Annotated in this window: 22 protein-coding genes; 11 read left to right on the forward strand and 11 right to left on the reverse strand. The window is 67.4% G+C overall.

Annotated elements, in window-relative coordinates:
* Positions 1-44 precede the first annotated feature (44 nt).
* The 3 genes from QCE62_RS07850 to QCE62_RS07860 form a co-directional block, all read right to left on the reverse strand.
* Entirely contained in the window at positions 45-2,390 is a 2,346-nt protein-coding gene (locus QCE62_RS07850; RefSeq protein WP_309916271.1) for a polysaccharide biosynthesis tyrosine autokinase, read from the reverse strand.
* Positions 2,391-2,624: 234 nt separating this feature from the next.
* A complete protein-coding gene (locus QCE62_RS07855) occupies positions 2,625-3,944 on the reverse strand; it encodes a cellulase family glycosylhydrolase (protein ID WP_309916274.1) in 1,320 nt (439 codons plus the stop codon).
* Positions 3,941-5,299, reverse strand: coding sequence for a hypothetical protein (locus QCE62_RS07860; RefSeq protein ID WP_309916277.1), 1,359 nt, complete (start codon positions 5,297-5,299; stop codon positions 3,941-3,943). The genes QCE62_RS07855 and QCE62_RS07860 overlap by 4 nt, the downstream gene beginning before the upstream one ends.
* Positions 5,300-6,049: 750 nt before the next feature.
* Here QCE62_RS07860 and QCE62_RS07865 point away from each other — a divergent pair.
* A complete protein-coding gene (locus tag QCE62_RS07865; RefSeq protein ID WP_309916280.1) occupies positions 6,050-6,823 on the forward strand; it encodes a hypothetical protein in 774 nt (257 codons plus the stop codon).
* A 21-nt stretch (positions 6,824-6,844) separates the two neighbouring features.
* Here the strand turns inward: QCE62_RS07865 and QCE62_RS07870 are convergent, their stop codons facing one another.
* Both QCE62_RS07870 and QCE62_RS07875 read right to left on the reverse strand, forming a co-directional pair.
* Complete coding sequence (locus QCE62_RS07870; RefSeq protein ID WP_309916283.1) at positions 6,845-7,351, reverse strand: CBS domain-containing protein; 507 nt, start codon at positions 7,349-7,351, stop codon at positions 6,845-6,847.
* A gap of 54 nt (positions 7,352-7,405) precedes the next feature.
* Positions 7,406-7,732, reverse strand: a complete 327-nt coding sequence (locus QCE62_RS07875; protein WP_309916285.1) for a zf-TFIIB domain-containing protein — start codon at positions 7,730-7,732, stop codon at positions 7,406-7,408.
* 253 nt (positions 7,733-7,985) lie between these two features.
* Between QCE62_RS07875 and QCE62_RS07880 the strand changes: the two genes are divergently transcribed.
* Entirely contained in the window at positions 7,986-8,687 is a 702-nt protein-coding gene (locus QCE62_RS07880) for a carbonic anhydrase (RefSeq protein ID WP_309916287.1), read from the forward strand.
* A 43-nt stretch (positions 8,688-8,730) separates the two neighbouring features.
* Here QCE62_RS07880 and QCE62_RS07885 read toward each other — a convergent pair whose 3' ends face one another.
* Positions 8,731-9,279: a DUF4142 domain-containing protein gene (locus tag QCE62_RS07885; protein WP_309916289.1), complete on the reverse strand. Its 549-nt coding sequence runs from the start codon at positions 9,277-9,279 to the stop codon at positions 8,731-8,733.
* 155 nt (positions 9,280-9,434) lie between these two features.
* Here QCE62_RS07885 and QCE62_RS07890 point away from each other — a divergent pair, with 155 nt between their 5' ends.
* Positions 9,435-9,656 carry a zinc ribbon domain-containing protein gene (locus tag QCE62_RS07890; RefSeq protein WP_309916291.1) on the forward strand — a complete coding sequence of 74 codons (222 nt, stop codon included), beginning with the start codon at positions 9,435-9,437 and terminating at the stop codon, positions 9,654-9,656.
* Between the two features lie 198 nt (positions 9,657-9,854).
* Positions 9,855-10,130 (forward strand): DUF1488 domain-containing protein, encoded by a 276-nt coding sequence (locus QCE62_RS07895; protein WP_309916294.1) that lies wholly within the window; start codon positions 9,855-9,857, stop codon positions 10,128-10,130.
* A gap of 111 nt (positions 10,131-10,241) precedes the next feature.
* Here QCE62_RS07895 and QCE62_RS07900 read toward each other — a convergent pair whose 3' ends face one another.
* Positions 10,242-10,697: a response regulator gene (locus QCE62_RS07900; RefSeq protein WP_309916297.1), complete on the reverse strand. Its 456-nt coding sequence runs from the start codon at positions 10,695-10,697 to the stop codon at positions 10,242-10,244.
* Positions 10,698-10,810: 113 nt separating this feature from the next.
* Positions 10,811-11,266: a glycine zipper domain-containing protein gene (locus QCE62_RS07905; RefSeq protein ID WP_309916300.1), complete on the reverse strand. Its 456-nt coding sequence runs from the start codon at positions 11,264-11,266 to the stop codon at positions 10,811-10,813.
* Between the two features lie 321 nt (positions 11,267-11,587).
* Between QCE62_RS07905 and QCE62_RS07910 the strand changes: the two genes are divergently transcribed.
* Positions 11,588-12,538, forward strand: a complete 951-nt coding sequence (locus QCE62_RS07910; protein ID WP_309916302.1) for a DMT family transporter — start codon at positions 11,588-11,590, stop codon at positions 12,536-12,538.
* Between the two features lie 13 nt (positions 12,539-12,551).
* On the opposite strand, the gene QCE62_RS07915 is transcribed toward QCE62_RS07910, so the two are convergent.
* From QCE62_RS07915 to QCE62_RS07925, 3 genes are all read right to left on the reverse strand, one after another.
* Positions 12,552-13,085, reverse strand: a complete 534-nt coding sequence (locus QCE62_RS07915) for a cupin (RefSeq protein ID WP_309916305.1) — start codon at positions 13,083-13,085, stop codon at positions 12,552-12,554.
* Between the two features lie 91 nt (positions 13,086-13,176).
* Positions 13,177-13,431, reverse strand: a complete 255-nt coding sequence (locus tag QCE62_RS07920) for a hypothetical protein (RefSeq protein ID WP_309916307.1) — start codon at positions 13,429-13,431, stop codon at positions 13,177-13,179.
* A gap of 27 nt (positions 13,432-13,458) precedes the next feature.
* Positions 13,459-13,806 (reverse strand): hypothetical protein, encoded by a 348-nt coding sequence (locus QCE62_RS07925; RefSeq protein ID WP_309916309.1) that lies wholly within the window; start codon positions 13,804-13,806, stop codon positions 13,459-13,461.
* A gap of 206 nt (positions 13,807-14,012) precedes the next feature.
* Between QCE62_RS07925 and QCE62_RS07930 the strand changes: the two genes are divergently transcribed.
* The 6 genes from QCE62_RS07930 to QCE62_RS07955 all read left to right on the forward strand — a co-directional run bounded on the left by QCE62_RS07930 (position 14,013) and on the right by QCE62_RS07955 (position 24,373).
* Positions 14,013-14,930 carry a LysR family transcriptional regulator gene (locus tag QCE62_RS07930; RefSeq protein WP_309808375.1) on the forward strand — a complete coding sequence of 306 codons (918 nt, stop codon included), beginning with the start codon at positions 14,013-14,015 and terminating at the stop codon, positions 14,928-14,930.
* Positions 14,931-15,119: 189 nt separating this feature from the next.
* The gene (locus QCE62_RS07935) at positions 15,120-17,450 is read left to right on the forward strand and encodes a filamentous hemagglutinin N-terminal domain-containing protein (protein WP_309916312.1); all 2,331 of its coding nucleotides are present in this window, start codon (positions 15,120-15,122) and stop codon (positions 17,448-17,450) included.
* Complete coding sequence (locus QCE62_RS07940) at positions 17,423-19,189, forward strand: ShlB/FhaC/HecB family hemolysin secretion/activation protein (protein WP_309916314.1); 1,767 nt, start codon at positions 17,423-17,425, stop codon at positions 19,187-19,189. Before QCE62_RS07935 ends, QCE62_RS07940 begins: the two co-directional genes overlap by 28 nt.
* A gap of 8 nt (positions 19,190-19,197) precedes the next feature.
* Positions 19,198-19,845 carry a FecR family protein gene (locus QCE62_RS07945; RefSeq protein ID WP_309916316.1) on the forward strand — a complete coding sequence of 216 codons (648 nt, stop codon included), beginning with the start codon at positions 19,198-19,200 and terminating at the stop codon, positions 19,843-19,845.
* An 11-nt stretch (positions 19,846-19,856) separates the two neighbouring features.
* Positions 19,857-22,133, forward strand: coding sequence for a SulP family inorganic anion transporter (locus tag QCE62_RS07950; protein ID WP_309916319.1), 2,277 nt, complete (start codon positions 19,857-19,859; stop codon positions 22,131-22,133).
* Positions 22,130-24,373 (forward strand): adenylate/guanylate cyclase domain-containing protein, encoded by a 2,244-nt coding sequence (locus QCE62_RS07955; protein WP_309916322.1) that lies wholly within the window; start codon positions 22,130-22,132, stop codon positions 24,371-24,373. Before QCE62_RS07950 ends, QCE62_RS07955 begins: the two co-directional genes overlap by 4 nt.
* Positions 24,374-24,378: the final 5 nt, after the last annotated feature.

Raw genomic sequence — 24,378 nt, forward strand, 5'->3', positions numbered from 1 at the left:
TTTCTTGTCAGCTTGTCAGTTGCACGCCCGCCCTGAACAACGTATTACCGCGTGGACGTCCGGATGCCGTATTCCTCACGTGCACCGTAGCGTCCCGGTGCGAAGCCGTTGAACACGTGCCCGCCCACCTTCGCGCCGACATTCTCCAGACGGCGCAGCGTCTCCTCCAGTTGCCTTGCCCCCGTACGATCCGCGCGCGAGACCAGCAGCACGAGGTCGCAGTTCTGCATCGCGATCGACAGTGCGTCGGCGACCGGCAGCACCGGCGGCGAATCGATCACGATGTAGTCGTAGATGTCGCGCAGCATCGTCATCATTTCCTGGAACGCCGGACGGGTCAGCAGCTCCGCCGGGTTTTCCGGGAATTCGGCGCCCGCGTCCATCAGCGAGAGTCCGCCGTCGCCGAGCGGCTTGATCGCGTCTTCCACCTTCGCCGTGCCGGCCAGCACCTCGGCCAGGCCCGGATGCTCGCGGTCATCGCTCAGATGACGCAGGCGCCCCTGGCGCATGTCGGCGTCGATCAGCAGCACCGAAGCGCGCGTCTCGGCCAGCAGGTAAGCGAAGTTCGACGACACGAAGCTCTTGCCCACGCCCTGCGTCGGACCCGTGAACAGGATCACGCGGCCGCCGTTGTCGCGAGCGCCCGGTGCTTCGAGCACATAGCCCGGATTCATCACCGCCGTCGTGTGGCCCGTGTGACCGACTGCGTGGCTCAGCGCCATCGGGTTCATCGGGTTGAGCGGGTTCATCGGATGCAGGCCATGGAAGCCCGGATGATTCGCGAGGGGCACGCCGGAGAGCATCGCCCGCACGCTGCTGCGCAGCGAACGCAGGGCTTCGACGCTCGGGTCGGTCGGGTTCGTCATCGCGAGCAGGCGGGCCGGCGCCGCGTTATGCGTGAGCGCACGGACATCCTGACGCAGCTGCGCAGTCGAACGGGCGATCACGGCGAGACGCGGCACTTGCGAGAAGTGATCGATCTCTTCCGGGCTGCGCAGTTCCCGGCGATGCAGCGCGATCGCGTAGATCGACACCGTGCTCAGGAACAGGCCGCCGAAGATCGAGCCGAGCAGCACGATCCACGCGCGCGGCCACGACTGCTTCTCGGGCGCAATGGCCCAGTCCACCACGGCCATGCCCGGCGGCGTGCTGGCGGCGGCCACTTCGAGCTGCTGCGCGTTGGTGAGCACGCTGGTGTAGAGCTGCGTCGTCACGGCGACATCGCGCGACAGTTCGACGTATTGCCGCTGGATGCTCGGCAGCGTTGCCGCGGTCTTGGTCGCATCGCCGATTTCGCGCTTCACCTGGTTCAGCTGCGTGAGGGCGCTCTGATACGGCTCGGAATCCGGACGATAGCGATGCTGCGCGGCGTCGAGCGCGAGCTGCAGCGTCGTCTGGCGTTCCTCGAGGGCGCTCATGCGCGTGATCAGCGCGACGTTCTGCTGCTGCATGTCGACCGTGCCGGTCTGCGTGCGGAACGTGTTGAGACGGCTTTCCGCGCGTTCGAGATCGGCCTTCAGCGCAGGCAGGCGCTGCTTCAGGAAGTCGAGGCTGGTCTGCGCCTGCGCGGCGCGGCGCTCGACGTCGCGTTCCTGATAGTTCTTGACGATCGCGTTGACCATCGCCTGCGCCTCGAACGGCGATTCGGCCTGATAGGTCAGGTGGATCAGCGCCGGATCGCGCAGTGCCGAGTCACGCGGCGGAATCGCGGTGCGCAGGCGTTGCAGCACGTTGTCGAAGGTGGTCTGCTGCGAATACTTCGTGATCTGGAATTCGACGCCGGGACGGGCACGCAGCGTGTCGATGCGCACTTCGCCGGGCGCGGTGCCTTCGGGCGTCGTCACCTGGAACGGCACGGTCTCGCCGACCTTGCCTTCAGCCAGGCGTGCGTCGTCCTTGTCATAGAGCGTCCAGCGGCCGCCCTCGCCCGCGATGATGTGAAACTTCATCTGCAGCGCGGCCTTCGGCACGTTGAACACACCCGGCGTCAGACGCTCGCCGCCCCACGCGTACTGGTCGAGGCCGAACGGCGCCGGCACGAGCTCGCGGTCAGTTGCGTGACGCATCGCGAACCAGCGGCCGATCAGCGGGAAATGGCTCTCGGTCTGCACGACCGTCTCGGCGCCCGTCTGCGCGATCGCCGCGCTCACGACCGAGCGCGAGGTCAGCACGTCGCTTTCGTCGTTGGCGGAACCCTCGGCCGCGATCGAGCCGGACACGTCCGACAGCGAGCTGATCGCCACGCCGGCCTTGCTCTGCACGCGCAACAGCGCTTCCGCACGATACTGCGGCGTCGCCAGCAGGATGTACAGCACACCCGCCGCGCAGCAGGTGCCGGTGACCGCGCCGAGCAAGGTCTTGTGACGTACGACGCTGCGCCAGAGATCCACGATTCCGTCACCACGGTGCGGAACTGGCGTCATGGTGGGGCGCATGTTGTATGAAAGCATGTTATATCCCTAACAAAGAAGTAAAGACCAAGGACGTCAGTTACGACTGGCCATCGTCGGTAAATCCATTACGGCATCCAAACCGATTCAACTGGGCAGGGGTGCGTTTTCCCCGTCCGCACCCCGCCCTCCCCGCACACCACCGCAAACCCAAACTCAATCTCGTTGCCTGCGTCACCATCCCGCCGTGACGAACACCGGACCCTGCGCTTCAGTCACCGCCAGCACGCCGCGACTCGTGATCGGCTTGCCGTACATGTCCGTGATAACCGCGTTGGCCGGCAGGCGCGAGACATCGACGTTCATCACGTTACCTGCGCCGTAGCACCACACCACATACTTCGTCGCGCCGCCCGTCTCGAACTTGAGCACCGCGATCTTCTCGGCGTCATCCATGAAGTAGCGCGCGTTCTTCACGCCCGCCGTGAAGCCGAACAGATGCTTCACCGCGTGATACGCCGGCAGCTTCGCGTTGTCCGCGTCGAGCAGGCCGAAGTTGTGTTCCATCTCCTTCGGATCGCGACCGTCGTTGCGCATGTCGTAATACGAGGTCAGGCCTACTTGCGCCATCCAGTTCATCAGGAACAGCCGCACCGCATACTTCGCCTGGCGGGCCCGCGCTTCCGGCGAATGCCCGTTGCCGATGTCCTTCACATAGTCGTACGCATAGGTCGGGTATGACCATTCGGTGGCCCACACTTGCGGACGCTTCTGATACGTCGAGAGGTCTTCGCGCAACGCGGCGTAGTCGTCGAGCACCGTCTCCGGATACTGCTGCCGGTAGGGATGCACGCTCACCGCGTCCGGGCCGGTCTTCGACTTCGACGCGCTCATGTCGCCCACCGCGCGGATAAAGTCGCGGTCCACCTGCTGCACGCCGCCGGTCGCGATCGTCACGTCCGGATTCGCCTGATGCGCGGCGCTCACCGCCGTCTCGAGCAGCGCGCGATACGCGCGCGGCGATGGCGGCGCGAGCCAATAATCCTTGTGGTCCTGCTCGTTCCACACTTCGAAGCGCACCGGCGCGTTGCGGTAGCGGTACACCGACTGGACCACATACGTGCGGAACGCGGCGAGCTGCGGCGCGGTGGTGGGCGGCTGGTCCGGGCTGAACATGTAGTGCTTGTAGCCGAGGATGAAGAGCGCGCCCAGGCCGCGTGCCTGGAGGTTCGACACCAGGCCGTCGAACTCGCCGAAGTGCCAGCCGTCGCGCGCCTGCACCGCTTCCCAGAAGAGATCGGTGCGCACGAACGAGAAGCCGACGTCCTTCACGGCATCGAGCAGACGCGGATCGCTGATCTGGTGGATCGCCACGCCGGTGTTCGCCCGCGACGCGCCGAAGCGCGGCGCCGCGACATAGTGCTCTTCGGCGGAGCCGGCCGCGCCGTCGAGCGTGACCGTCGGCGCGGGCGATGCCGCCAGCAAGGCGCCGCAGCACGCAAGGAGGCCGGCCAGCGTCACGCGCCGGGCCAGGCGAGGACCGAGGCTTCTCACGTCAGATGCCTCCCGTAGCCCGTCACCGGCGCATTCAGGCGCGGGTCGAGATGCTGGTGCTCGTCGATCACCACGCCGGAAGCGGGCGTCTGTCCCGGCATCGTGATGCGGCTCAGCGGGTTCATCGGGCTCATCGGACTCAGGCGGCTGTACGTCTCGGGCACGCTCACGTGCAGATAGCGGATCGTCACGCCGAGGAACAGCAGACAGCCGATCGACTCGCAGATGTCCGTGCTGGCGCAGGCGAACAGCAGGTACAGCAGCATCACCCAGGAGGTGCGCACGGCGTTGTCGTCGGCGCGCATCATCAGGCGCACGAGGGCCCAGACGAGCACCACCGTGCCGATCAGGCCGAAGCTCGCGACTGCATACAGCACGGTGTTGTCCGCGTAGGCGACCTGGAAGCCGAAGGCGCTTTCATAGTAGGTCGATGCCGAACCGAAACCGCCGGGCCCGAGACCCAGCCAGATGCGATTGTCCTTGAGCAGTCCTTCGATCAGCCGCGGCCACGTGTTCCACATGCGGTCCTGGAACGAGGCCAGCGTCACGTAGCTGGAACCCGCGAGGTTGATCGCGGCAGTGGCGAGGAAGGTCACGATCGGGAAGCCGACCGCCACGCCGATCGCCCACAGGCAGGCGCGCTTGATGGTCGGGGTCGCGAAGAAGCAGTGTGCGCAGACCACCAGCACCATCGCCACCGGCGCGGTCTTGTTGGTGGTGGCATACACGGCGGCGCCCGCGCAGCCGAGCAGCGCCAGTTGCAGCAGCCTGGAACGCGTGCGCGTCAGGAGCCAGGTGGTCAGGAGGCCGACCATGAGACCGGTGGAGGCGCTGTCGCGGCCGAAGCCGGTCAGCCGCGAGGCGACGCCGACATACGAGTTCATCGCCACGGCGACATTGTGCCCGCCCACCGAAACGCTCTGCCCGACCCACGGCATCGGCGCGAAGCTGTTCAGCAGCAGGCCGGTGAAGCAGGCCGCGGCCAGCAGGAAGAAGGCCACTCGCGCCGCGCCGCCGTTGAGCAACTGCAGCGCCCCCGGCGAGGCCGTGAGCGCGAACAGCATCGGCATCACGGTCCACACCCAGAAGCCGACCGCTTCGGGCGCCACGCCATGCGCCAGCGACACGAAGGATTGCGCGAGCAGATACAGCGCGATGAGCGCGTGATTGGCCTTCGGCCGCTTGATGATGATGAGGAGCACCCAGGCGAGCATCAGCAGCTTGGGCAGATAGGTTGCGGGCGCCAGGTGGATCATCGAGGTCGCATAGCGGATCACGCCCGAAAGCACGTCGCTCGACACCGCGATGATGAAGGTCGCCACCCAGAGTTTGTCTTCGAGCGTTGCCCTGTTCATTGATACCCCGTCATATGTCCGTGTTCGGATCGTCGTTTGCCGCAGGCACCGGTGATAACGCGTTCTGATTCTGTTCAAGCGTCGCGGTGTGCGTATCGAGCCTGGCCGGGCCCGTTTTGTTGAGATCGAAAATTACCCGGATGCTTATTCGTCATCCGTGCGCGGACGCACGTAGCGCCGGGCGGCCCCTGCTCGCCAACGTTTGCTGTGTCGGCTGGCGCTCATAACGCGGGGCGCGGAGAACGTTTGCCCGGACGATCCTCGCGTGCCAAAGGCATCGATTGGTCGTACCGCTCGGGGTAAGTCCGACGTGCGAGGCGCCGCAGAGCGCGTGCGCCGTCGTACATTCGCGCTGCAACCGGGCCGTTAGGATTGCCGCACAAAGTCCGGAAATGTACTCACTGGTTAGTCTTGGGGGGACGGAAAACGGACAGCGCTACGGATCGGCAAGGATCCGGGCACGACACAACAAGACAAGCAAGAACAAGAAACCGCCATGAGCGAGACCAGCCGGCGACACCTTTCCGCGCAGCCGTTACGCGCGCCGCTGCATGGACAGACCACCATGCAGCGCGCCGCCCATGCGCCGGCGCGCGCCGTCATGTCATGTCGCGGCGAACGGCCGCAACGGTCCGCGCCGGACGGGCGGACTCACGCGTCGACAGGCGGGCCGTCCGGCTTGCAGGCGACGCCGACGCATCCACGTCCACCATGCATCGCAGTCAACCAGTCGTCATCTTCGGGGAAGCCATGAAAAAACAGGACCACGCGGCACTGCTGCGGGCATGCCGGGGAGAGCTCGCCGTGTTCGAATCGGTCGTGCCCAAGCCCTTGCTTGCCGAAATCAAGGGGAAGCTCGACGCCGCCCATGCGGCGACGCCGGATCACAAGCAGTTCTTCAACAGCGCCAAGGACATCCTGCACACGCTGCGCGAGATTCCGAAGTTCAAGGAACTGGAAAGCGAATCGGTGCGGCTTGCGTCCGACTGGGTCGACAACACCTTGCAGGCGAAGGCCGCGATGGGTCCGTGGTTCGGCCTGCGCGTGGGCAGCGTCGCGCAGGAGGCGAACAGCCATTGCCGTCACTATGATTCGCACGTGCTGACGTTCGTGATCCTGCTGCAATCCGCGGACGACGACGAGCGCGCCGGCGATCTCATCGCCTATTCGAAGCCGCGCCGCCTGCCGGGACGCCTGGGCAACCTCTTCACCAAGAGCCTGCAGTGGGGCGAGCGTCATCTGCCGCTGTCGATCCGCACCGCACGCACGCAACGGCATCTGAAGCAAGGCATCTGCACGCGCGTCAAGGGCAAGCCCGGCAGCGTATTCATCTTCAACGGCTTTCTGATGCAGCACTGCAATCTCGACGTCCTGAACGGCGAGCGCCGCAGTCTCATCGTCCATTATCTGGATCCGGGCCTCTCGATGGGACTCTCGGCGCTCAACCGCTTCCGCCGCGACTTCGCGCCGCCGGCAGAACCGGCGCGGCCGGTCGAGCCGATCGCCGGCATGGATGCAACCTGATCTGTAAGCCAGTCGCGCGGATCAGGAAAAGCGCGTCTCGAGAGTCTGCGGGATCGTGCTGCGGCGCGTGAGCGCGCAGGCCGGGGTATGGTCGTGCGGGCCGCGCACATAGCGCTCGAGCTGGTCGATGGCGAACTGCTGCTCGTCGATCAGCTGGCGCACCATGTCGCCGATCGACACCATGCCCACGAGCCTGCCCGCCTCGATCACCGGCAGATGCCGGATCCGCTGCTGCGTCATGAGCGCCATGCAGTCTTCGGTGCTCGTGCCGAGGCGCACGGACAGCACGGGCGCGGTCATGATCTGGCAGACCGTGGTCGTGCGCGACGCCCGGTCCATCAGGATCACCTTGCGCGCGTAGTCGCGCTCGGTGACGACGCCGCAGACCGCATCGCCCACCAGGACCACCAGGGCGCCGACCTGCGCCTTCGACATCAACAAGACTGCTTCATGAACGCTTGCTTCGGCATCGATCGTGTGAACCGTTGCGTCGCGTTTGCTTTCGAGGACCTGCTTGACCGTTGCCATTGACGTTCTCCGTGGTGGTGCGGGGTAATCTTGCGGGGATGGACTGCGGCGTTTTCAGTCAAAGTCGAACAGTTCGCCGAGAAAGGACTTCTTGCGCCGCGGATGCTCGCGCCCATTGCGGGGATCGACATAGCGATGATCGTCATGACGGTAGCCGTCGCCGCGTATCGGGCGACGCTCGCGCCCGTGGTCCTGCTCGCGGCGCCATTCCTCACGTTCGGTCTTCGCCTCGGCAAGCGACGCCTGCTCGGCGCGCCGAATCAGCTGGTCGAGTTCGCCACGGTCGAGCCACACGCCGCGACACTGCGGGCAATAGTCAATTTCGATGCCGTCACGGACAGTCATCAGGAGGTCACTTTCGGGACAGACGGGGCATTTCATTTCTCTTCCTTACTTTTTGCTTTCGATGCAAGCAATTTAGCGAAACGATAGCCGTCGAAAAATATGTGATTTCGGATCTTTTGCTTCGGATTAACCGAACTAAGCGAACATTTACGGGCGGAAGACGGGCTTTTTTGCGTTCGAATGCGTGCTGGCCGAATGGACGACTTGCGGCCGCTGCTGAAAGTCCGCAAGCTCTCGTCCAGAGGCGACGCGCGTGATGCGTCGCCCACGCACCGCTAAAGGTTTTCTCATGCCCGACACATCCGCGAAGAACGACGAACGCGAAGGCGCCGACACGCCCGATCTCCTCTATCTCCTGCAAGGCGTCGACGATTTCGGCCGTCACGTGTTTCCCGACAGCGAAGCGCTATTCAAGAGCCTCGCGCGCCGCCAGACGCCGCACACGCTGTTCATCACCTGCGCGGATTCGCGCGTCTCGCCGGAGATGATCACGCAGACGCGTCCCGGCGAGCTGTTCGTGTGCCGCAACATCGGCAATATCGTGCCGGCTTATGGCGAGATGCTGGGGGGCGTGTCGGCCGTGGTGGAATACGCGGTGCTCGCGCTCAACGTGCGGCAGATCGTGATCTGCGGCCATTCCGATTGCGGCGCGATGAAGGGTCTGGCTTCGGGCGCGACCATCGCCGAAGAGATGCCCACGGTGCACGCCTGGCTGCGCAACGCGGAAGCGGCCCGCAGCGTGGTGATGGCCCGCAAGCTCGAGGAAGAGCGCATCGTCCAGGCCATGGTGGAAGAGAACATCCGCCTGCAACTGACCCATCTGCGCACGCACCCGGCGGTGGCCGGACAGCTCGCGCTGGGCAAGATCCAGGTTCAGGGATGGGTGTACGACATCGGCCGCGGCAAGGTGTCGGTGTACGACGAAGCCGACAGCAAGTTCGAAACACTCGAGCAGGCGCGCCTGCGCATGCTGCGCAAGGCCGCGCGCTAGGACAGCGGCGCGGCGTCACGCATTCGAGGCGAGCTGTGGCGCGTTACGGCTGCACGCCCTTCTTGGCCGCCAGATCCTGCGCCATCTTCAGGTGCGACTGGATAGTCGGCAGGGCCTTCTGTGCGGCCTGCTTCAGCTTCGCGTTCTGGCCTTCCGCGGCTTCCTTCTGGAAGACCTGCACCGCTTCCTGATGCCCCTGGATGCCGAGCTTCTGGATATAGGCGGTGTCGAACTCCTTGCCGTGCAGCGCCTTCAGCGAATCGAGCGCGGACGGGTCGGAATTGTTCATCGGCACGGTCACGCCGTGCGGCGCGGCCATCTTGAGCTGCATGGCCAGCTTCATGTGATCCACCATCATGTGATGCGCGAAACTCTTGACGTCCTTGTCCTGCGACTGCTTCGTCGCGAGCTTCGCCGCATCGATTTCCGTGGATCCCGCGGACGACGCGGCCTGCACAAAAGCCTTGTCCACCGGCGCCAGGTCGTTGGCGATCGTGGTGCTGGCCGCCTCCGTTTGCGCGAGCGCGCCGAGCGGCACCGCCGCGATCACCGAAGCGGCCAGCGCTGCACGCAGCGTTGTAGTGTGTTTCATGGAGTCTCCTTGGGCGGAACGTTCGCCTTCTTGCCAGCAATGGCGGTGCCCACGCCATGTCGCATCAGCACGGTCACGCGGCGGACCGACGATGAACGCCTTGCGCCAGCTTGCTAAACTGGACTGGTAAGTCACCCTTCCCGAATGGAACACTCATGCCTGTCTATGATTACGAATGCGCATCCTGCGGCGCATTCGAAGCCGTCCGCCGCATCGCCGAGCGCGACGATCCCGCCGTCTGTCCCGCATGCGGCGTGATCGCCGCGCGCGTGACCGTCGGTGCGCCGAGCGTCGGGGGTTCGGGCGCGCAGGCTTCCGGCGCGGAGGATGCCGGCAGTTACGGCATGCGCCATCGCGGCGGTTGCGCGTGTTGCTAGAAGTCCCGGCGTCGGGCGCGCATGCGGGCACGGCCATTGCAAAGGGTCGTTGAAATGCCGGGCCGCGAGGCCGGGCGTATGATGCCCTCAGACGGTGTGCGTCGCGTGCCGTCGGGAGCATCGTCGTAGCGGAGCGCCTGCGTCGCCTGCGACGAGCGCGTTCTGCGTATTCCCAACGAATGTCAGGAGGTGATGAGGATGACGATTGAGTTCAGCGGACGACGTCATGTCGTGGCGGCAGCGCGTGTCGCATTCGAGGCCAAGGTGGACGATCGCGAAGTCTGGTGCAGTGTCTCCCTCGATGCGCTCAACGATCACTTCGGCAACAGCGGCACGTCTTCGCATGACCTTCTTTCCGCCTTCGAAGGAGGACGCGTACAGATCGAGGACGCCGCCCGGCGTGCGCTCGAGCGTAATCACGGTCAATCGGTCGAACTGGAAACCAACGACTTCAAGACGTCCAAGAGCATGTGACGGAGTCGTTTCCAGAGGTTTTCAAGCGGCGCATTCCGCACTCGCCGGAATGCGCCGGCGGCCCGCGTCAGCGGGTTCCGGCTCATTCCCCCGTGCTTGCCCAGTGCTTGCTCAATGCGCGTAGAAACACTTCAACACGTCGTACATCCACCAGACCGGACACGGCGTCCGGCAGAAGCCGTCATAGCCTGCGCCAAACAGACTGTCACGCGGATCGCGCAACGCGTCCGCCGCCAGCGCGATCATCAACGGAAGCTCCGCGGCATTGCCTGTCTCGGCCAGCGCCGCACGCATCATCCGTGCGACGGCGTGGTCATGTTGCTCGCCAACCTGCGTATCGACGAACAGCACCTGCGGACGCCACTTCCGGGCGAGGACGAGCGCGTTCTGCGTCTGGCCGGCCTGCACGGCTTCGTAGCCGCGCATGGCCAGCAGCAACGCGAACGAGTCGCCGACATTCGATTCCGAATGCACGATCAGCACACGCCGCGGGCCAGCCAGCGCTGAGGTTCGCTGGTTCCAGATCTCGCACCGCTCGGTGCAGATGTCGTACGAACGTTCTTCCATGGTGGCGTGCGCGCGATGAATTGCATCGCGCGTATCCACAATTCAGCAAGCTTGAGGCCCGCTTTGGTCACGCAAATGCGATCCGGCGCGGCCTTTTCGGCCATTCACGCGATTCAGCGCGCCGCCAGCAAGCCGATGATCAGACCGCCCGCCGCCGCCAGCGCAATCGACTTCCACGGATTGTCGTGTACGTAATCGTCAGTGCCCTCGCTCACCTGCCGGTAGTGCTTCGCCACCCGCTGCTGTGCGTCGGCCAGGGCGTCGCGCGCACGGCGGGCCGCCGGCGGCGACGGATGGAAGCGGCTGCCCTGCCGCTCCGCCGCGGTGGCGGCCGGTTGCGCGAGCACGGCCGGGCTGTCGCCGCCTTCGAGCACGCTGCCGTGCACGTGATACGGCGCGTGATGACTGGGCTTGTGCGCTTCGCCCGGCGTCAGCGGCATAACGCTGGCTCCCTTTTCCTGCGCCGCGCCCGGCGCGAGCGCGGCATCCATTGCGGTGGTCACCGAGCGGCGTATCAGCGGCGGTTCGCCGGGCTGCAGCGGGGATGGGCTGCCGTTTGCATTGTCCATGGTTCTCTCCTGAGAGGGCGGCGCCCACAGCGCCGCAAGAAGCGTACTTCCTGACCTATGCGGCAAGGTTCGCACCGTTTCCTGATGACGGCAATCGGCTGATGCGCCTGCCCGGCAGCGCGCCTCGCCCTTGCCAATTTTTCTCACATATCGGTGAGAATTGCTCGTTTGCCGCCCCGCCCGCGCGCGCCTACGATGCGGGCGTGAAACCCGGCGCGGCACGCCCTCCCTTGCATGTTTCGTTTCACGCCGCGCCGAAACGTCAGCCGCGCCGCCGTGGCTACGATGGCTTCACATCGACTCTTATAACAACGCCCAGCCATGAATCCCGCCAATCTTGCTCAACTGTTTGTGCTTGCCGCGCTGTGGGGCGGCTCGTTCCTGTTCATCCGCGTCGGCGTCACCGATTTCGGCGTGGCGCCGCTGATGGCGCTGCGCGTCGGCATCGGTGCGGCGTTCCTGCTGTTGATGCTGGTGCTGCGCGGCACGCTGCGTCCGGCGCTCGCGACCATGCGCCAGCGCGCGTGGCCGCTGCTCGTGGTCGGCATCCTCAATTCAGCGCTGCCGTTCTGCCTGTTCGCGTATGCCGAGCTGACCCTGTCGGCGGGCGTGACCTCGGTCATCAACGCGACCACGCCGCTGTGGGGCGCGCTGGTCGCGTTCCTGTGGCTCGGCGACCGGCTGACGCGCATGCGCATTGCGGGCCTGGCGCTCGGCTTCGCGGGCGTGCTCGCGCTGGTGTGGGACCAGATGTTCGCGCACGACGCCAGTGTCGCCACCGTGTCACCGCTCGCCACCGCCCTCGCCGCACTGGCCGCGCTCGCCGCGACGCTGTGCTACGGCATCGCCGCGAGTTACACCAAGCGGCATCTGATGGGCGTCGATTCGCTGACGGTCGCCGCCGGGACGATGAGCGCCGCCACCCTCGTCCTGCTGCCGTTCGCGCTGATCTCGTGGCCCGCCGGCGCGGTATCGATTCACTCCTGGGGCGCGGTGCTCGCACTGGGCGTCGCGTGTACCGGCATCGCGTACATGATGTTCTTCCATTTGATCGCCGTCGCCGGACCGGCCCGCGCCATCACGGTCACCTTCGTCATTCCGATTTTCGGGATCCTGTGGGGCGCGTGGTTTCTCGCCGAACACGTGTCGGCCGGCATGGTGGCGGCCTGCGCGGTCGTGCTCGTCGGGACGGCGCTCGCGACCGGCGTCGTCACGCGGGTGCCGTTCATCGGCGGCCGGCGCGTCGAAACTTCGAAGCAGAGCAAGGCCTGAGCGCCGTTGCCGCTCAGTGCCAGTGATGCCGCAGCGGCCCGTCTTCACCCGCGACCGGATCGCTCGACGGAAACGGCAGCGCTTCCATGGCGGCGCGCTCCCGTTCGTCGAGGGCTTCGCGCCGGATGTCCCACTGCTGCCCCGGCGGATAAGCGCCGACGACCTGAAAGCGGCGCCCCGACGTGAGCAGGCAATGGCCCGTGCCGGCGGGCAACACCAGCACATCGCCCGCACTGACCGCGATCACGCGGCCATGCGGACCGCCGAGGATCAACTCGGCATCGCCAGACGCGATACCCAGCGCCTCGTGCGCGGTGGAGTGGTAGTGGTGATAGTCGAAGACGCTGTCGCGCCATTGCGGCGGCCAGCCGTTTTGCGCGAACAAGGCTTCGAAACGGCCGGCGCCGTCTGGGGCGAGCGGCTCGATTGCGCCGCGCCAGAGCATGACCGGCAGGCGCCGGTTGTTCGGCACCCAGCCGTTCTCGGGCAACATGAAATGCTCGCAATGCGCGTGTTGCGCCAGCAAGCGTGCGGTGTGCTCGGTCATGATGCGCAGTCTCCGGAACGATGAAGACCAGCGCAGCAACGGGCGTTCCTATTGATGAAAAGCGCTCGGAACGCCCGGCGAAACCGCGGCATCAGTGTCCGTGCCAATGACCTCCGCCTCCGCCGAAACCAATCCCCAGCGACACCGAAGGCGCCGCGTAATAACCAGGACCGTAGGCGTATCCATACGCCGGCGCATAACCGTAGCCGTAGGCTGGTGCGGGCGCATACCCATAAGGCGGCGCATAGACACAGCCGCCGAGGGCGGCCGCCAGCAGCAGCGCGGCGCTTACAGCCAGCGTACGCGCGCGGCGCGCCGGGCTTCGAGCTCGTGACGAGTTATCCATGATGTGCACTCCCCGGAAAATTCGCCCTTACCAGTGACGGTAGCCATAGCCGCCGTGATGCGCGTACCAGTCGCGCCGCGCCCAGTAGCGGTTGCCGTCCCAATAGCGGTCGCCATGCCAGCCGATGTAGATGGCCGGTCCAGGCGCCATGACCACCGGCGCCGGCTGATACATGACGGGCGCGGGCGGCGCGGCATAGACGGGAGGCGGCGGCGCGACGTACACCGGCGGCGGCGGCGCCACATAGACCGGCGCGGGCGCCGCATAGACCGGGACCCCGAGATTGATGCCGACGCTCACCCGCGCCATCGCCGCTTCGCATGCCAGTCCCGCCGACAGTGCGATGCCCACTCCAATCAAGCCCTTGACGTTCATTTTTATCCTCTTCCTGGCTGCGGCCGCAGACCGGCCATGTATCCAGAGTAGCGAGGCGCCTGGCCCGTCGGGTTACAAGGCCTGTAACAGATGTGAATACTGAAACGAATGTGCGGAAACGCGCCGCGGGTTTCCGGGCTGGTCGGGTTGCGCGCGGGACCGCCGCCATGGGATAGTTCCGGCTTCGTCAAAAAACCGGCAGCACGATGGACCTATTGCGGAGCATGAGAATCTTCGCGCGCGTGGCGGAAGCGGCCAGCTTCACTGCTGCGGCGCAGCAAATGGATATCACCACGGCGCAGGCGTCGCGCGCGGTGACCGAACTCGAAACTCATCTGCGCACACGCCTGCTGAACCGCACGACGCGCCGCGTCGCGCTCACCGACGCCGGCAATCGATATCTCGCCCGCTGCAAGGAAGTGCTGGAACTGGTGGACCTGTCCGAAGCCGAAGCCAGCGACGCCCAGGTCCTGCCGAGCGGCGTGCTGCGCATGCATGCACCGATTACCTTCGGCCAGCATTACGTCGTGCCTGCACTCACCAACTATCTCGAGGCGCATCCGCAGGTGCGGGTCGAACTGACGCTGTCGCAGCACGTGCCGGACATGCTCGACGAAGGCTTCGACGTGTTCCTCCAGGTCACCACCTCGACGCTGCCGGATTCCGCCTTCGTCTCCACGAAAATCTGCTCGATGCCGAGCGTGCTGTGCGCATCTCCTGGTTATCTGAAGAAAGCGGGCGCGCCGCGCAATCCGGAAGACTTGCCGAAGCACGCATGCCTGCAAATGGTGACGACCGTGTTCCCGCTCGACCGCTGGCTGTTCGATGGACCACGCGGCCGGGTCGAAGTGGATCTGGAGCCGGGCCGGCTGCGCGTGAATTCCGCCGATGCACTGGCCGTCGCGCTCTCGAACGGCTTGGGCATCGCGCCGCTGCCGATGCTGGCTGCCCTGCCGTGGCTGGAGAGCGGTGCGCTGGTGCGCGTGCTGCCCGAATGGGAGCTCCAGTCGATGACGATCTATGCGATGTACGCATCGCGCCAGTATCTGGACGCGAAGATCCGGACCTGGATCGCGTTCCTGAAGGAATTCGTGCAGGGCACGCTCGCGAGCGAACACGCCTGAATTTCCCGCGCCTGAAGCGCCATCAAGTTAAGTGCGTTGCGTGCGTTAAGTGCGCAAGCGCACACAGCTCGCTCCGGCGCAGGTTCACTAAACGCGTAGTTGCAAGCATGATTCGGAACACTAAACTGCTTGATGATGCGGTCGCGGCGCCCCGGCGCAATGCACTGCAACAGAGAGGAGTCGGCCGACATGTTCAGCACGCTGCTCGCGGGCACCGCATCCCCCACCTTGCGGTTCTGTATTGCCACGTTGCTGGGCGCGGCATGCACGCCCGTCGATGCCGGGCCGAGCGGCGGACGCATCGTCGCGGGCTCGGGGACGATCGGCAGCAGCGGTTCGGCCACCGTCATCCAGCAGGACAGCAGCCGGCTGGGCATCGACTGGAATGCGTTCAGCACCCGCCCCGGCGAATCCGTGACCTTCAATCAGCCCGGCGCGAACGCGATCGCGCTGAACCGCGTCGTCGGGCCACGCCCTTCGCTGCTGTTCGGCAAGCTGAGCGCCAACGGGCAAGTGTTCATCGTCAATCCGAATGGCGTGATCTTCGGGCCAGGCGCGCAGGTGAACGTCGGCGGCCTGCTCGCCTCGACGCTCGGCCTGTCCACCCAGGATTTCATGAGCGGCCACTATGCCTTCGCAGCGAGCGATCAGCGGCATGGGTGGGCGCATTGGCATCATCGTCATGGCGATGACGGCGACGGCGCGCCCGTCGTCAATCTCGGCACGCTCACCAGCGCACCCGGCGGCTATGTCGCGCTGGTCGGCGCGCGCGTGATCAACGCCGGCACCATCACAACCCCGGAAGGCGTCACGGCGCTCGCGGCAGGCAGCCGCGTGGCCGTCACACTCGGCGATCACAGCCTGATCGGGCTGTCGGTCGATCAGGGGACGCTGCACGCGCTCGCCGCCAATCACGGACTCATCCAGGCCGATGGCGGCCAGGCCTGGCTCACCGCCCGCGCCGAGGACGCGCTGTTCGGCAGCGTCGTGAACAACAGCGGCGTCATCCAGGCGCGCAGCGTGGTGAATGAAAACGGCGTGATCCGGCTGGTCGCGGAAGGCGGCGTGGCGCGCGTCGGCGGCACGCTCGACGCCTCCGCTCCCAGCGGCGGCAACGGCGGCTCGATAGAGACGGCGGGCACCCAGGTCCGCGTGGCCGACGACGCGCACATCACGACGGCGGCCGCATCGGGCCAGACCGGCACATGGCGTATCGACAGCGGCTTGTCGGCGCGGGTTGGACCGGACGGCGGCTCCGCGTTCGCCCGTCGCTTCGAGACGATGCAAGGCAGCACGCTGGCACGGGCGCTCGCATCGAACAATGTCAGCATCAATGCGGGCGACAGCGTGCTGATCGACGGGCCGGTCGCCTGGAGTGGCTCGAACACGTTGTCACTCGCCGCGCCACGCGGGATTGCGCTGGCCGCGGCCATGACCGCACCGCAGGGCACGCTGGCGATGTCGACGGCCGGCGCCGCCACGCAGCGCGCCGCCATCGCGGTGGCCGGACTTGCGTTGCAAGGGGCCACGGGCGCCTACACGTTCACGAATGCATCGAACAACATCGGCACGCTTGCCGCCGATGCCAACGCGCTCTCCGTCACCAGCGCCACGCCGCTGACGGTCGGCAGCGTCGCCGGATTGACGGGCGTTGCAGCGAGCGGCGCGGTGACGCTGGCGGCGCCGTCGCTGACGCTCGCCGCTCCGGTATCGAGCCGCGCGCCGGGCACGGCGATCACGCTGGCGTCGGCGTCCTTCGACAATCGTGCCGGCGCCCAGGCGCTCTTGACGCCCAATGGCCGCTGGATCGTCTATTCCGATTCCCCGGATGCCGACCGCTTCGGCGGCCTGCAAAGCGGCAATCTCGCGCTCTGGGGCGACGCCTACGACGCCGGCGCCGGCCAGTCGGATACACGCGCCGCGTCGTCCGCGGGCAACCGCTTCGCGTTCGATGCGCTGCAGCAGGTCACGCTGACGGCGCTGAACCTCGACGTGCCATTCGACACGCCGCGCACGCTCGGCCCGAACGACGTGACGATCGCACTGCGCTACGACGGCACGAACTACGGCCACGCGTTCGCGGACAGCCCGACGGTGCACGAGCCGTTCGTCTTCACGGTGACGAGCACGGGCGCTTCGCCTGGTGCTGCGAGCGGCGAATACGCGATCACGGTCACCACGGCCGGCGGCCCGACGGGTTACCGGATCACCACGCAGGGCGGCACGCTGCGGATCGCGGCGGGACCGCCGCCGGAGCCGCCACCGTCCCCGCCGCCACCACAACCTCCACCAGCGACGCCCGATCAGCCGCCTGACGAACCCGCCATCGCGACGGCGGCGACGCTCCCCGGCATCCTCGATTCGGTGCGCACGGACGCCGCGAATCCCGCGCCGCTGTCGGACGCGACGCCGGGCCTCGAACCGCAGTCGGCGCCGCTGGTGCAGCAGCGGTCGGATTCGTCGAGCGACGGCAGCCGTCTGCCGGACGACGCATGGCCCGGTCACGTCTGCCGCATGTGAGGCCCGCGCGCATCCGGCGCCTCGAGCCCTCCACCCGCAGCCGCAGCCGCGCCGGGCGGCGGCGCTTCGCGGCGCTGCTGGCCGCGCTGGTCGCCGCCGGCTTCCGCGACATCCGCGATGCGCGCGCCCAGACGCTGCCGAACGCCGGCACGATCCTGCGGGAACAGCAGCAGCAGACGCCCGCCCCGCCGCCGCCGTCCGATCTGCGCCTGAACGTGACGCCCGCGCCCGCCGCGCCGCAGGAACCGGCGCCGGGCGGCATCCGCTTCGAGGTCAAGGGCTTCGAGTTCAGCGGCAATACGGTCTTTTCGTCGGCGCAATTGCTCGACGCGGTGCGTCCGCTGATCGGCCCGAACCGTTCGCTCGACGATCTCGACAACGCCGCCGACCGCATCAGCGCGTTCTACCGCCAGCACGGCTATCTGGTGGCGCGCGGCACCGTGCCGCCGCAGCAGATCGACCATGGCATCGTGCGCATCGCGGTGAGCGAGGGGCATTACGGGCGCATCGGCATCGACAACCGTTCGCGCACCCGGGACGCGGTGCTCGAACGCTTCCTCACGCCCTTGCACAGCGGCGACGTGATCGACGAGCACGCGCTCACCCGCGCGACGCTGCTCGCGCAGGACGCCGCCGGCGCCACCGGCGCGAACGCGACGATTGCACCGGGCCTCCTGCCGGGCACCTCCGACCTCACCTTGCAGATGCCGCCGGCGCCGGCGCTGTCGGGCAGCGTGCAGGCCGACAACTTCGGCCAGACGACGACCGGCACCGCGCGGCTCATCGGCGCGCTGCAGTGGAACAATCCGCTCGGCATCGGCGACCAGCTGGGCGCGCGGCTGCTCGGCTCGATCACCGGGCAGTTCTACGGCAATCTCGGCTATACGGTGCCGCTCGGCGGCAGCGGGCTCATCTGGGGCGCCGGCTATACGCGCTCGACCTATTCGGTGGGCGGCCAGTTCGACGATCTCGACGCCTACGGCAGCGCCAATGTGTGGTCCACCTTCCTGAGCTACGCGCTGCTGCGCGCGCCCGCGGCGAACGTGTACGCGACGCTCGGCTACGATCACAAGCTGCTGTCGGATCATCTGGGCGCGTTCGATTCCGTCGACGACAAGAACAGCGACGTCGCGCGCCTTGCGCTGTCGGGCAACCTGACGCTCGAAAAGAGCATCACGACCTTCGATCTCGGCGCCCAGCACGGCAACCTGCGTTTCAAGTCGCCGCAGCCGGGACAGGCCGCCGCGCAGATCGCGGGTTCGTTCTCGAAGTTCGTGTTCGCGCTGACGCACACCCAGGTGCTGGGCGCGCAGGCCAACGGGACTCAGTTGTACTTCTCGCTGAACGGCCAGGCGAGCTCGCGCAACCTCGACTCCTCCGAGCAGATCTCGCTGGGCGGGCCGTACGCGGTGCGCGCCTACGCCACCGGCGACGCGCCCGTCGACGAGGCCTACATCGCGAGCCTGGAACTTCGCCAGGGCGTGCCGCAGACGCTCGTGCCGGTGCGCGTCACGCTGAGCGCTTTCGTCGACACCGCCGACGGCAAGGTCGTCGCGCATCCGGTCGTGCCGGGCAGCAATCACGTGCGGCTCTCGGGCCTGGGCGTCGGCGCGAGCGTGGCCGCCCCGCACGATCTCCTGCTGTCGATGTCCTGGGCGCATACGCTCGGCTACGTGCCGGCGACGCTCGGCACCGGCCACGCGAACCGCTTCTGGGTCGCGCTCACCAAATCGTTCTGAGACCGGCCATGGCGCGCGTCCTCATCTTTCTGCTGTATCTGCTCTTCGCGCTGAGCGCGCGTGCCGAGGAAAGCCGCACGGTCGCGACCATCAAGGCGCTGGTCGGCAACGTCGCGATCCAGTCGGCGAACGGCGCGCAGCGTGTGGCGGCCGCAGGCGGCGAAATCGACAACGGCGACACGGTGCAGACCGGTGTCGGCGCCGAGATCGTGATGATCTTCACCGATGGCCAGCGCGTGTACCTGAAGCCGGGCTCCGTTTTCCGGGTCGACGACTTCAACTATGCCGCCGGCGCGCCGCAGCAGGACCGCAGCTTCCTGTCGCTGGTGAAGGGCGGACTGCGCGCGGTGGACGGGCTGGTCGCGAAACAGGGCAAGCCGGAGAACTATCGCGTGAAGACGCCGACCTCGACCATCGGCATTCGCGGCACCGAATATTCCGTCACCGATTGCGCCGATGTCGAACCCGGCAGCAACGCGAACTGCAAGGGCGAGCAGATCGTCGTGTACGACGGCCAGATCGTGGTGCTCAACCAGGTCGACAGGCAGATCGTGCGCGCGGGCGAAGGCACGATCGTCGTCAGTCCGCGACTGCCCTTCGGCGTGCTGCCGGCCTCACGCGTGACGCCGGTGGTGCCGTCGGCGGCCTGCCGCTAGCGGAGGGCGCGATGAGCGAGCACCCGGGCCCCGATCCCGCATTGCTGCGGCCCGCGCGCGCCGCGCGGCCGGCGGCGGCGTTGGCGCTGGCGGCGCTCGGCACCGACACGCTGGCCGCGCTGCTCACGGCGCTGATCGCGCTGTCGTACGCCGCCGGCTACGGCGCGATGATCTTCTCCGCCGGCCTCTCGCCATGGCTGCCGGCCGGCATGCCCACCGCGCTGCTGAGCTGTGTGCTCGTCGCCCTGGTGGTGTCGCTGACGAGCTCGGTGCCGTTCGTGATCGCCGGGCCCGATTCCAACGCCACCGCGCTGCTGGCGCCGCTCGCCGCGGGCATCGCGTTGTCGGTGCATGCGGCGGGCGGCGACGATGAAGCCGTGCTCGCCACGGTGCTGATGCTGATCGCGGTGTCGTCGCTGGCGACCGGCGCGTTGCTGTTCGCGCTGGCGCACTGGAAACGCGGCAATGCGATCCAGTACATCCCGTTTCCGGTGATCGGCGGCTTTCTGGCGGGCACCGGCCTGCTGCTGCTCGAAGGCGCGCTGCGCGTGCTGACCGACGTGCCCGTCGGCCTCGCGACGCCGCGCATCGTCATGCAGCTGCCGTGGCTCGCGAGCGTGCCGGCGCTCGTGGTCGGCCTGGGCCTGCTGGTGCTGACGCGCATCACGCGGCCGTCGCGCTACGCGATCATCCTGCCGTCGATGATGGCGCTCGGCATCGCGCTCTTCCATTTCGGGCTGGCCGCGTCGGGCAAGCATCTCGAAGACGCGCGGCGCATGGGCCTGCTGTTCCGCTACGAACCGCTGTCCGGCATGCGCCTGCCGGTCGCGCTGATTCACGTCGCCTGGCTGCCGATGCTATGGTCGCGCGCACTCGACATCGTCGCCATCGCGGCGGTCTCGTCGATGACCGTCCTGCTCAACGCGACGAGCATCGGCGTCACCACGTCGCGCGACATCGACTTCAATCGCGAGATGCGCGCGGCCGGTCTCGCGAATCTGTTGACCGGGCTGGCGGGCGGGCTGGTCGGCGCGCAATCGATGACGCGCACCATGACCAACTGGCGGCTCGGCGTGCGCGAGCGGCGCGCGGGCGTGCTGGCCGCGCTGCTCTCGCTCGCCGTGATCGCGTTCTTTCCGAGCATGATGACGCTCCTGCCGAAGCCGGTGCTGGTCGGGCTGCAACTGTTCATCGGCGCGGCGATGCTGATCGAATGGCTCGTCATGTCCATCCGGCGCCTGCCGTGGCACGACTACCTGCTGATTCCCGCGATCATGGTCTGCATCGCGGTCTACGGCATCACGGCGGGCGTCCTGCTCGGCATCGTCGCGGCGTGTCTGCTGTTCGTGGTGCGCTACGGGCGCGTCAATTGCCTGCGCCGCGAATTCGACGGCCGTGGACGGCGTTCGAACGTCGAGCGCGGCGTCGATGACACCCGGCTGCTCGATGCCCACGCGCATGCGCTCTATGGCGTCGCGCTGCAGGGCTTCCTGTTCTTCGGCACGGCGCACTCGATCCTCGCGCATATCCGCGGGCGCATCGAAGCGCCGGAGGGCACGTCGAAGGAGCCGGGCGTGCGCTACGTGCTGGTGGATTTCGCGCGCGTGCATGGCGTCGATGCATCGAGCGCCGCGAGCTTCGTGCGGCTGCGTCAGGCCTGCGGACGCGTGCGTGCGCAGATTGTGCTGACGGGTCTGTCTCCCGCGCTGCGCAGCTGGCTGGCGCGTGATGCCACGCATGCAAACGACCCGAACGGCCCCGGCAGCCTGCATGTCTTCGACGACCTGGACGGCGGCCTCGAATGGATCGAGACACAGATCCTGCGCGACGCGCGCGGCGCCGCGTCTGCGTGCGCTGCGCCTGCCGCCAGCGAGACCTTCGTCTCGACGCTGCCCGCCACGCTCGACGCGCTGCGTCCGCATCTCGACACGCTCCGGCTCGCGCCCGGCGACTACCTGTTCCGCCAGGCCGATCCCGGCGATTCCATCTACTTCGTCGAGACCGGGCGCGTGACCGTGGCGCTCGCGCTCGGCGACGGCCACACGCTGCGGCTGAGGAGCTTCGGTGCGGGGACCATCGTCGGGGAAATGGCGGTGTACACGGGCGCGCAACGCAGCGCGGATGTCGTCGCCGACGCGCCCACGGTCGTCTCGCGGCTGGCGCTGACGACGCTCCGGCGTCTCGAGGACGAAGACCCCGCGCTCGCGGCGCGCATGCACAAGTTCGCCGCGCGCGTGCTGGCGGCGCGGCTCGGCGCGGCCAACGAGCAGTTGCGGGCGGCGCAATGAGGCGCCGCCGGCGCGCGGACCGCGAGCCCTTCGCTTTCGTGCTGAAACGCGCGGTCGGGCGCTGGGCACTGGGTGTGGCGATCGTCATCGGGTTCGCGGCGCACGCGCTGTCGCTCTATCCGCTGCGTTTCGTCGATACCCTCGACGCCCTGATCTACGACACCCAGTTGCGCCTCTTCATGCCGCGCACGTCGGACGCGCGCATCGCCATTCTCGACATCGACGAGAAGAGCCTCGCGGAACTCGGCCGCTGGCCGTGGAGCCGCGCGCGCATGGCGGAACTCGTCGAGACGCTGTTCGAGCGCGAGCATGTCGCGGTGCTCGGTTTCGACATGGTGTTCGCCGAGCCGGATGCGAGTACAGGCCTCGCCGTGCTCGACGGCCTCGCGCGCGGCGCGCTCGCCGGCGACGCGGACTACCGCGCGGCGCTTGCGGCGCTGGCGCCGACCCTCGACTACGACCAGCGCTTCGCCGCCACGCTCGCGCGCCATCCCGTCGTGCTCGGCTATTACTTCGCGAACCAGGATGCGTCGAGCGGCGCGATCCCGGCGCCGCTGCTGCACGCGGGCGCGTTCGGCGCGCATCCGTTCACGCTGTTCGACTGGACCAGCTATGGCGGCAACCTGCCCGCGCTGCAAACGGCGGCGCGGCGCGCGGGTTACTTCAACCCGGTGATCGACTTCGATGGCGCCGTGCGGCGCGTGCCGCTCGTGACCGCTTATCGCGACGGCGTGTACGGCGCGCTGTCGCTCGAAGTGCTGCGGGCGCTGTACGGCGACGCCGCCGTGCGCCCGCTGTTCGATGACCCCGCCGACGCGAGCGCGCCGCTGTCCGGCCTTGCCTTGACGACGCCGCGCGGCACCCGCGCGATTCCGCTCGATGAAAATGGCGCGGCGCTCGTGCCGTATCGCGGCGGCGCGGGCAGTTTCCCGTATTACTCGATCGCCGACGTGCTCGCGCGGCGCATTCCGCCGGGCGCGCTGGCGGGCCGGATCGCGCTGATCGGCACGACCGCGCCGGGCCTGATGGATCAGCGCACGACGCCGGTGGGCGAGGTGTATCCGGGCGTCGAGGTCAACGCGAGCCTGATCAGCGGCATGCTCGACGGCGCGATCCGTTTCCAGCCGCCCTTCGCCGCCGCGTTGCAGGCGGTCGCGCTGGTGGTTGCGGGACTCGCGATGATTTTCGTATGGCCGTGGCACGGTCCCGCCCGCGCGACGCTCTGCACCGTGCTGCTGCTCGCGGCGTTCGTCGCCGCCGATCTCTATGCGTTCGCGCGCCTCGACTGGTTCATTCCGATCGGCTCGCTGCTGCTCGCCATCGTCGCGCTCCATGCGCTGAACATGTCGTATGGCTATTTCGTGGAAGCGCGAGCCAAGCGCCGCTTCGCCGCACTGTTCGGCCAGTATGTGCCGCCAGAACTGGTCGAAGAAATGAGCCGGCATCCGGAGGACTACAGCATGGCGGGACGCCGCGCCGAACTGACGGTGCTGTTCTGCGACGTGCTGGGTTTCACGGCCATCGCGGAGACGCTGGAGCCGGACGCGCTCGCACGCCTGATGAACGAGTATCTCGGCACCATGACCGAGGTGATCCGCGCGCATCGCGGCACGCTCGACAAGTACATGGGCGATGCGATCATGAGCTTCTGGGGCGCGCCCGTCGACGACCCGGCGCACGCGCGTCACGCGGTGGCGGCGGCGCTCGGCATGCGTGCGGCGCTGGTGGAACTGAACCGCACGCTGAGCGCGCGCGGCTGGCCGACGCTGTGGATCGGCATCGGCATCAATACCGGGCCGATGACCGTCGGCGACATGGGTTCGCCGGTGCGCAAGGCCTATACCGTGATGGGCGATGCGGTGAACGTCGCGGCGCGGCTCGAAGGCCTGACGCGGCGTTTCGACATCGACATCATCGTCGGCGAGGCGACGCGCGCGCAGGTGCCCGATATCGTGTTTCGCGAGCTGGACCGCGTGCGCGTGCGGGGCCGCGTCGCGCCGATCGCCGTGTTCGAGCCCCAGCCGCCGCAGCATGACGCCGAAGCGCTCGCGTGCTGGCACGCGGCGCTCGCGCATTACCGCGCGCGCGAGTGGGACGCGGCGCAGGCCATTCTCGATGCGCTGGCGGCACGGTATCCCGGACAGCAACTGTATGCGTTGTATCGCAAGCGGATCGAGACGCTGCGCAATGCGGAGCTGCCCGCCGACTGGGACTGCGTCAGCGCGTTCGACACGAAGTGATTTCC

Origin of the sequence: Caballeronia sp. LZ033 (assembly GCF_031451265.1) — a bacterium.
GTDB lineage: Bacteria > Pseudomonadota > Gammaproteobacteria > Burkholderiales > Burkholderiaceae > Caballeronia.

Bases quoted from the DNA above. Each gene is read 5' to 3' on its own strand.
- QCE62_RS07940 (WP_309916314.1), top strand. From the start codon at position 17,423: ATGGCCCGGTCACGTCTGCCGCATGTGAGGCCCGCGCGCATCCGGCGC.
- QCE62_RS07870 (WP_309916283.1), bottom strand. From the start codon at position 7,351: ATGGCAACGGTCAAGCAGGTCCTCGAAAGCAAACGCGACGCAACGGTT.
- QCE62_RS07910 (WP_309916302.1), top strand. From the start codon at position 11,588: ATGAATCCCGCCAATCTTGCTCAACTGTTTGTGCTTGCCGCGCTGTGG.
- QCE62_RS07860 (WP_309916277.1), bottom strand. From the start codon at position 5,299: ATGAACAGGGCAACGCTCGAAGACAAACTCTGGGTGGCGACCTTCATC.
- QCE62_RS07950 (WP_309916319.1), top strand. From the start codon at position 19,857: ATGAGCGAGCACCCGGGCCCCGATCCCGCATTGCTGCGGCCCGCGCGC.
- QCE62_RS07905 (WP_309916300.1), bottom strand. From the start codon at position 11,266: ATGGACAATGCAAACGGCAGCCCATCCCCGCTGCAGCCCGGCGAACCG.
- QCE62_RS07880 (WP_309916287.1), top strand. From the start codon at position 7,986: ATGCCCGACACATCCGCGAAGAACGACGAACGCGAAGGCGCCGACACG.
- QCE62_RS07875 (WP_309916285.1), bottom strand. From the start codon at position 7,732: ATGAAATGCCCCGTCTGTCCCGAAAGTGACCTCCTGATGACTGTCCGT.
- QCE62_RS07925 (WP_309916309.1), bottom strand. From the start codon at position 13,806: ATGAACGTCAAGGGCTTGATTGGAGTGGGCATCGCACTGTCGGCGGGA.
- QCE62_RS07955 (WP_309916322.1), top strand. From the start codon at position 22,130: ATGAGGCGCCGCCGGCGCGCGGACCGCGAGCCCTTCGCTTTCGTGCTG.
- QCE62_RS07865 (WP_309916280.1), top strand. From the start codon at position 6,050: ATGAAAAAACAGGACCACGCGGCACTGCTGCGGGCATGCCGGGGAGAG.
- QCE62_RS07920 (WP_309916307.1), bottom strand. From the start codon at position 13,431: ATGGATAACTCGTCACGAGCTCGAAGCCCGGCGCGCCGCGCGCGTACG.
- QCE62_RS07930 (WP_309808375.1), top strand. From the start codon at position 14,013: ATGGACCTATTGCGGAGCATGAGAATCTTCGCGCGCGTGGCGGAAGCG.
- QCE62_RS07935 (WP_309916312.1), top strand. From the start codon at position 15,120: ATGTTCAGCACGCTGCTCGCGGGCACCGCATCCCCCACCTTGCGGTTC.
- QCE62_RS07885 (WP_309916289.1), bottom strand. From the start codon at position 9,279: ATGAAACACACTACAACGCTGCGTGCAGCGCTGGCCGCTTCGGTGATC.
- QCE62_RS07900 (WP_309916297.1), bottom strand. From the start codon at position 10,697: ATGGAAGAACGTTCGTACGACATCTGCACCGAGCGGTGCGAGATCTGG.
- QCE62_RS07915 (WP_309916305.1), bottom strand. From the start codon at position 13,085: ATGACCGAGCACACCGCACGCTTGCTGGCGCAACACGCGCATTGCGAG.
- QCE62_RS07890 (WP_309916291.1), top strand. From the start codon at position 9,435: ATGCCTGTCTATGATTACGAATGCGCATCCTGCGGCGCATTCGAAGCC.
- QCE62_RS07945 (WP_309916316.1), top strand. From the start codon at position 19,198: ATGGCGCGCGTCCTCATCTTTCTGCTGTATCTGCTCTTCGCGCTGAGC.
- QCE62_RS07895 (WP_309916294.1), top strand. From the start codon at position 9,855: ATGACGATTGAGTTCAGCGGACGACGTCATGTCGTGGCGGCAGCGCGT.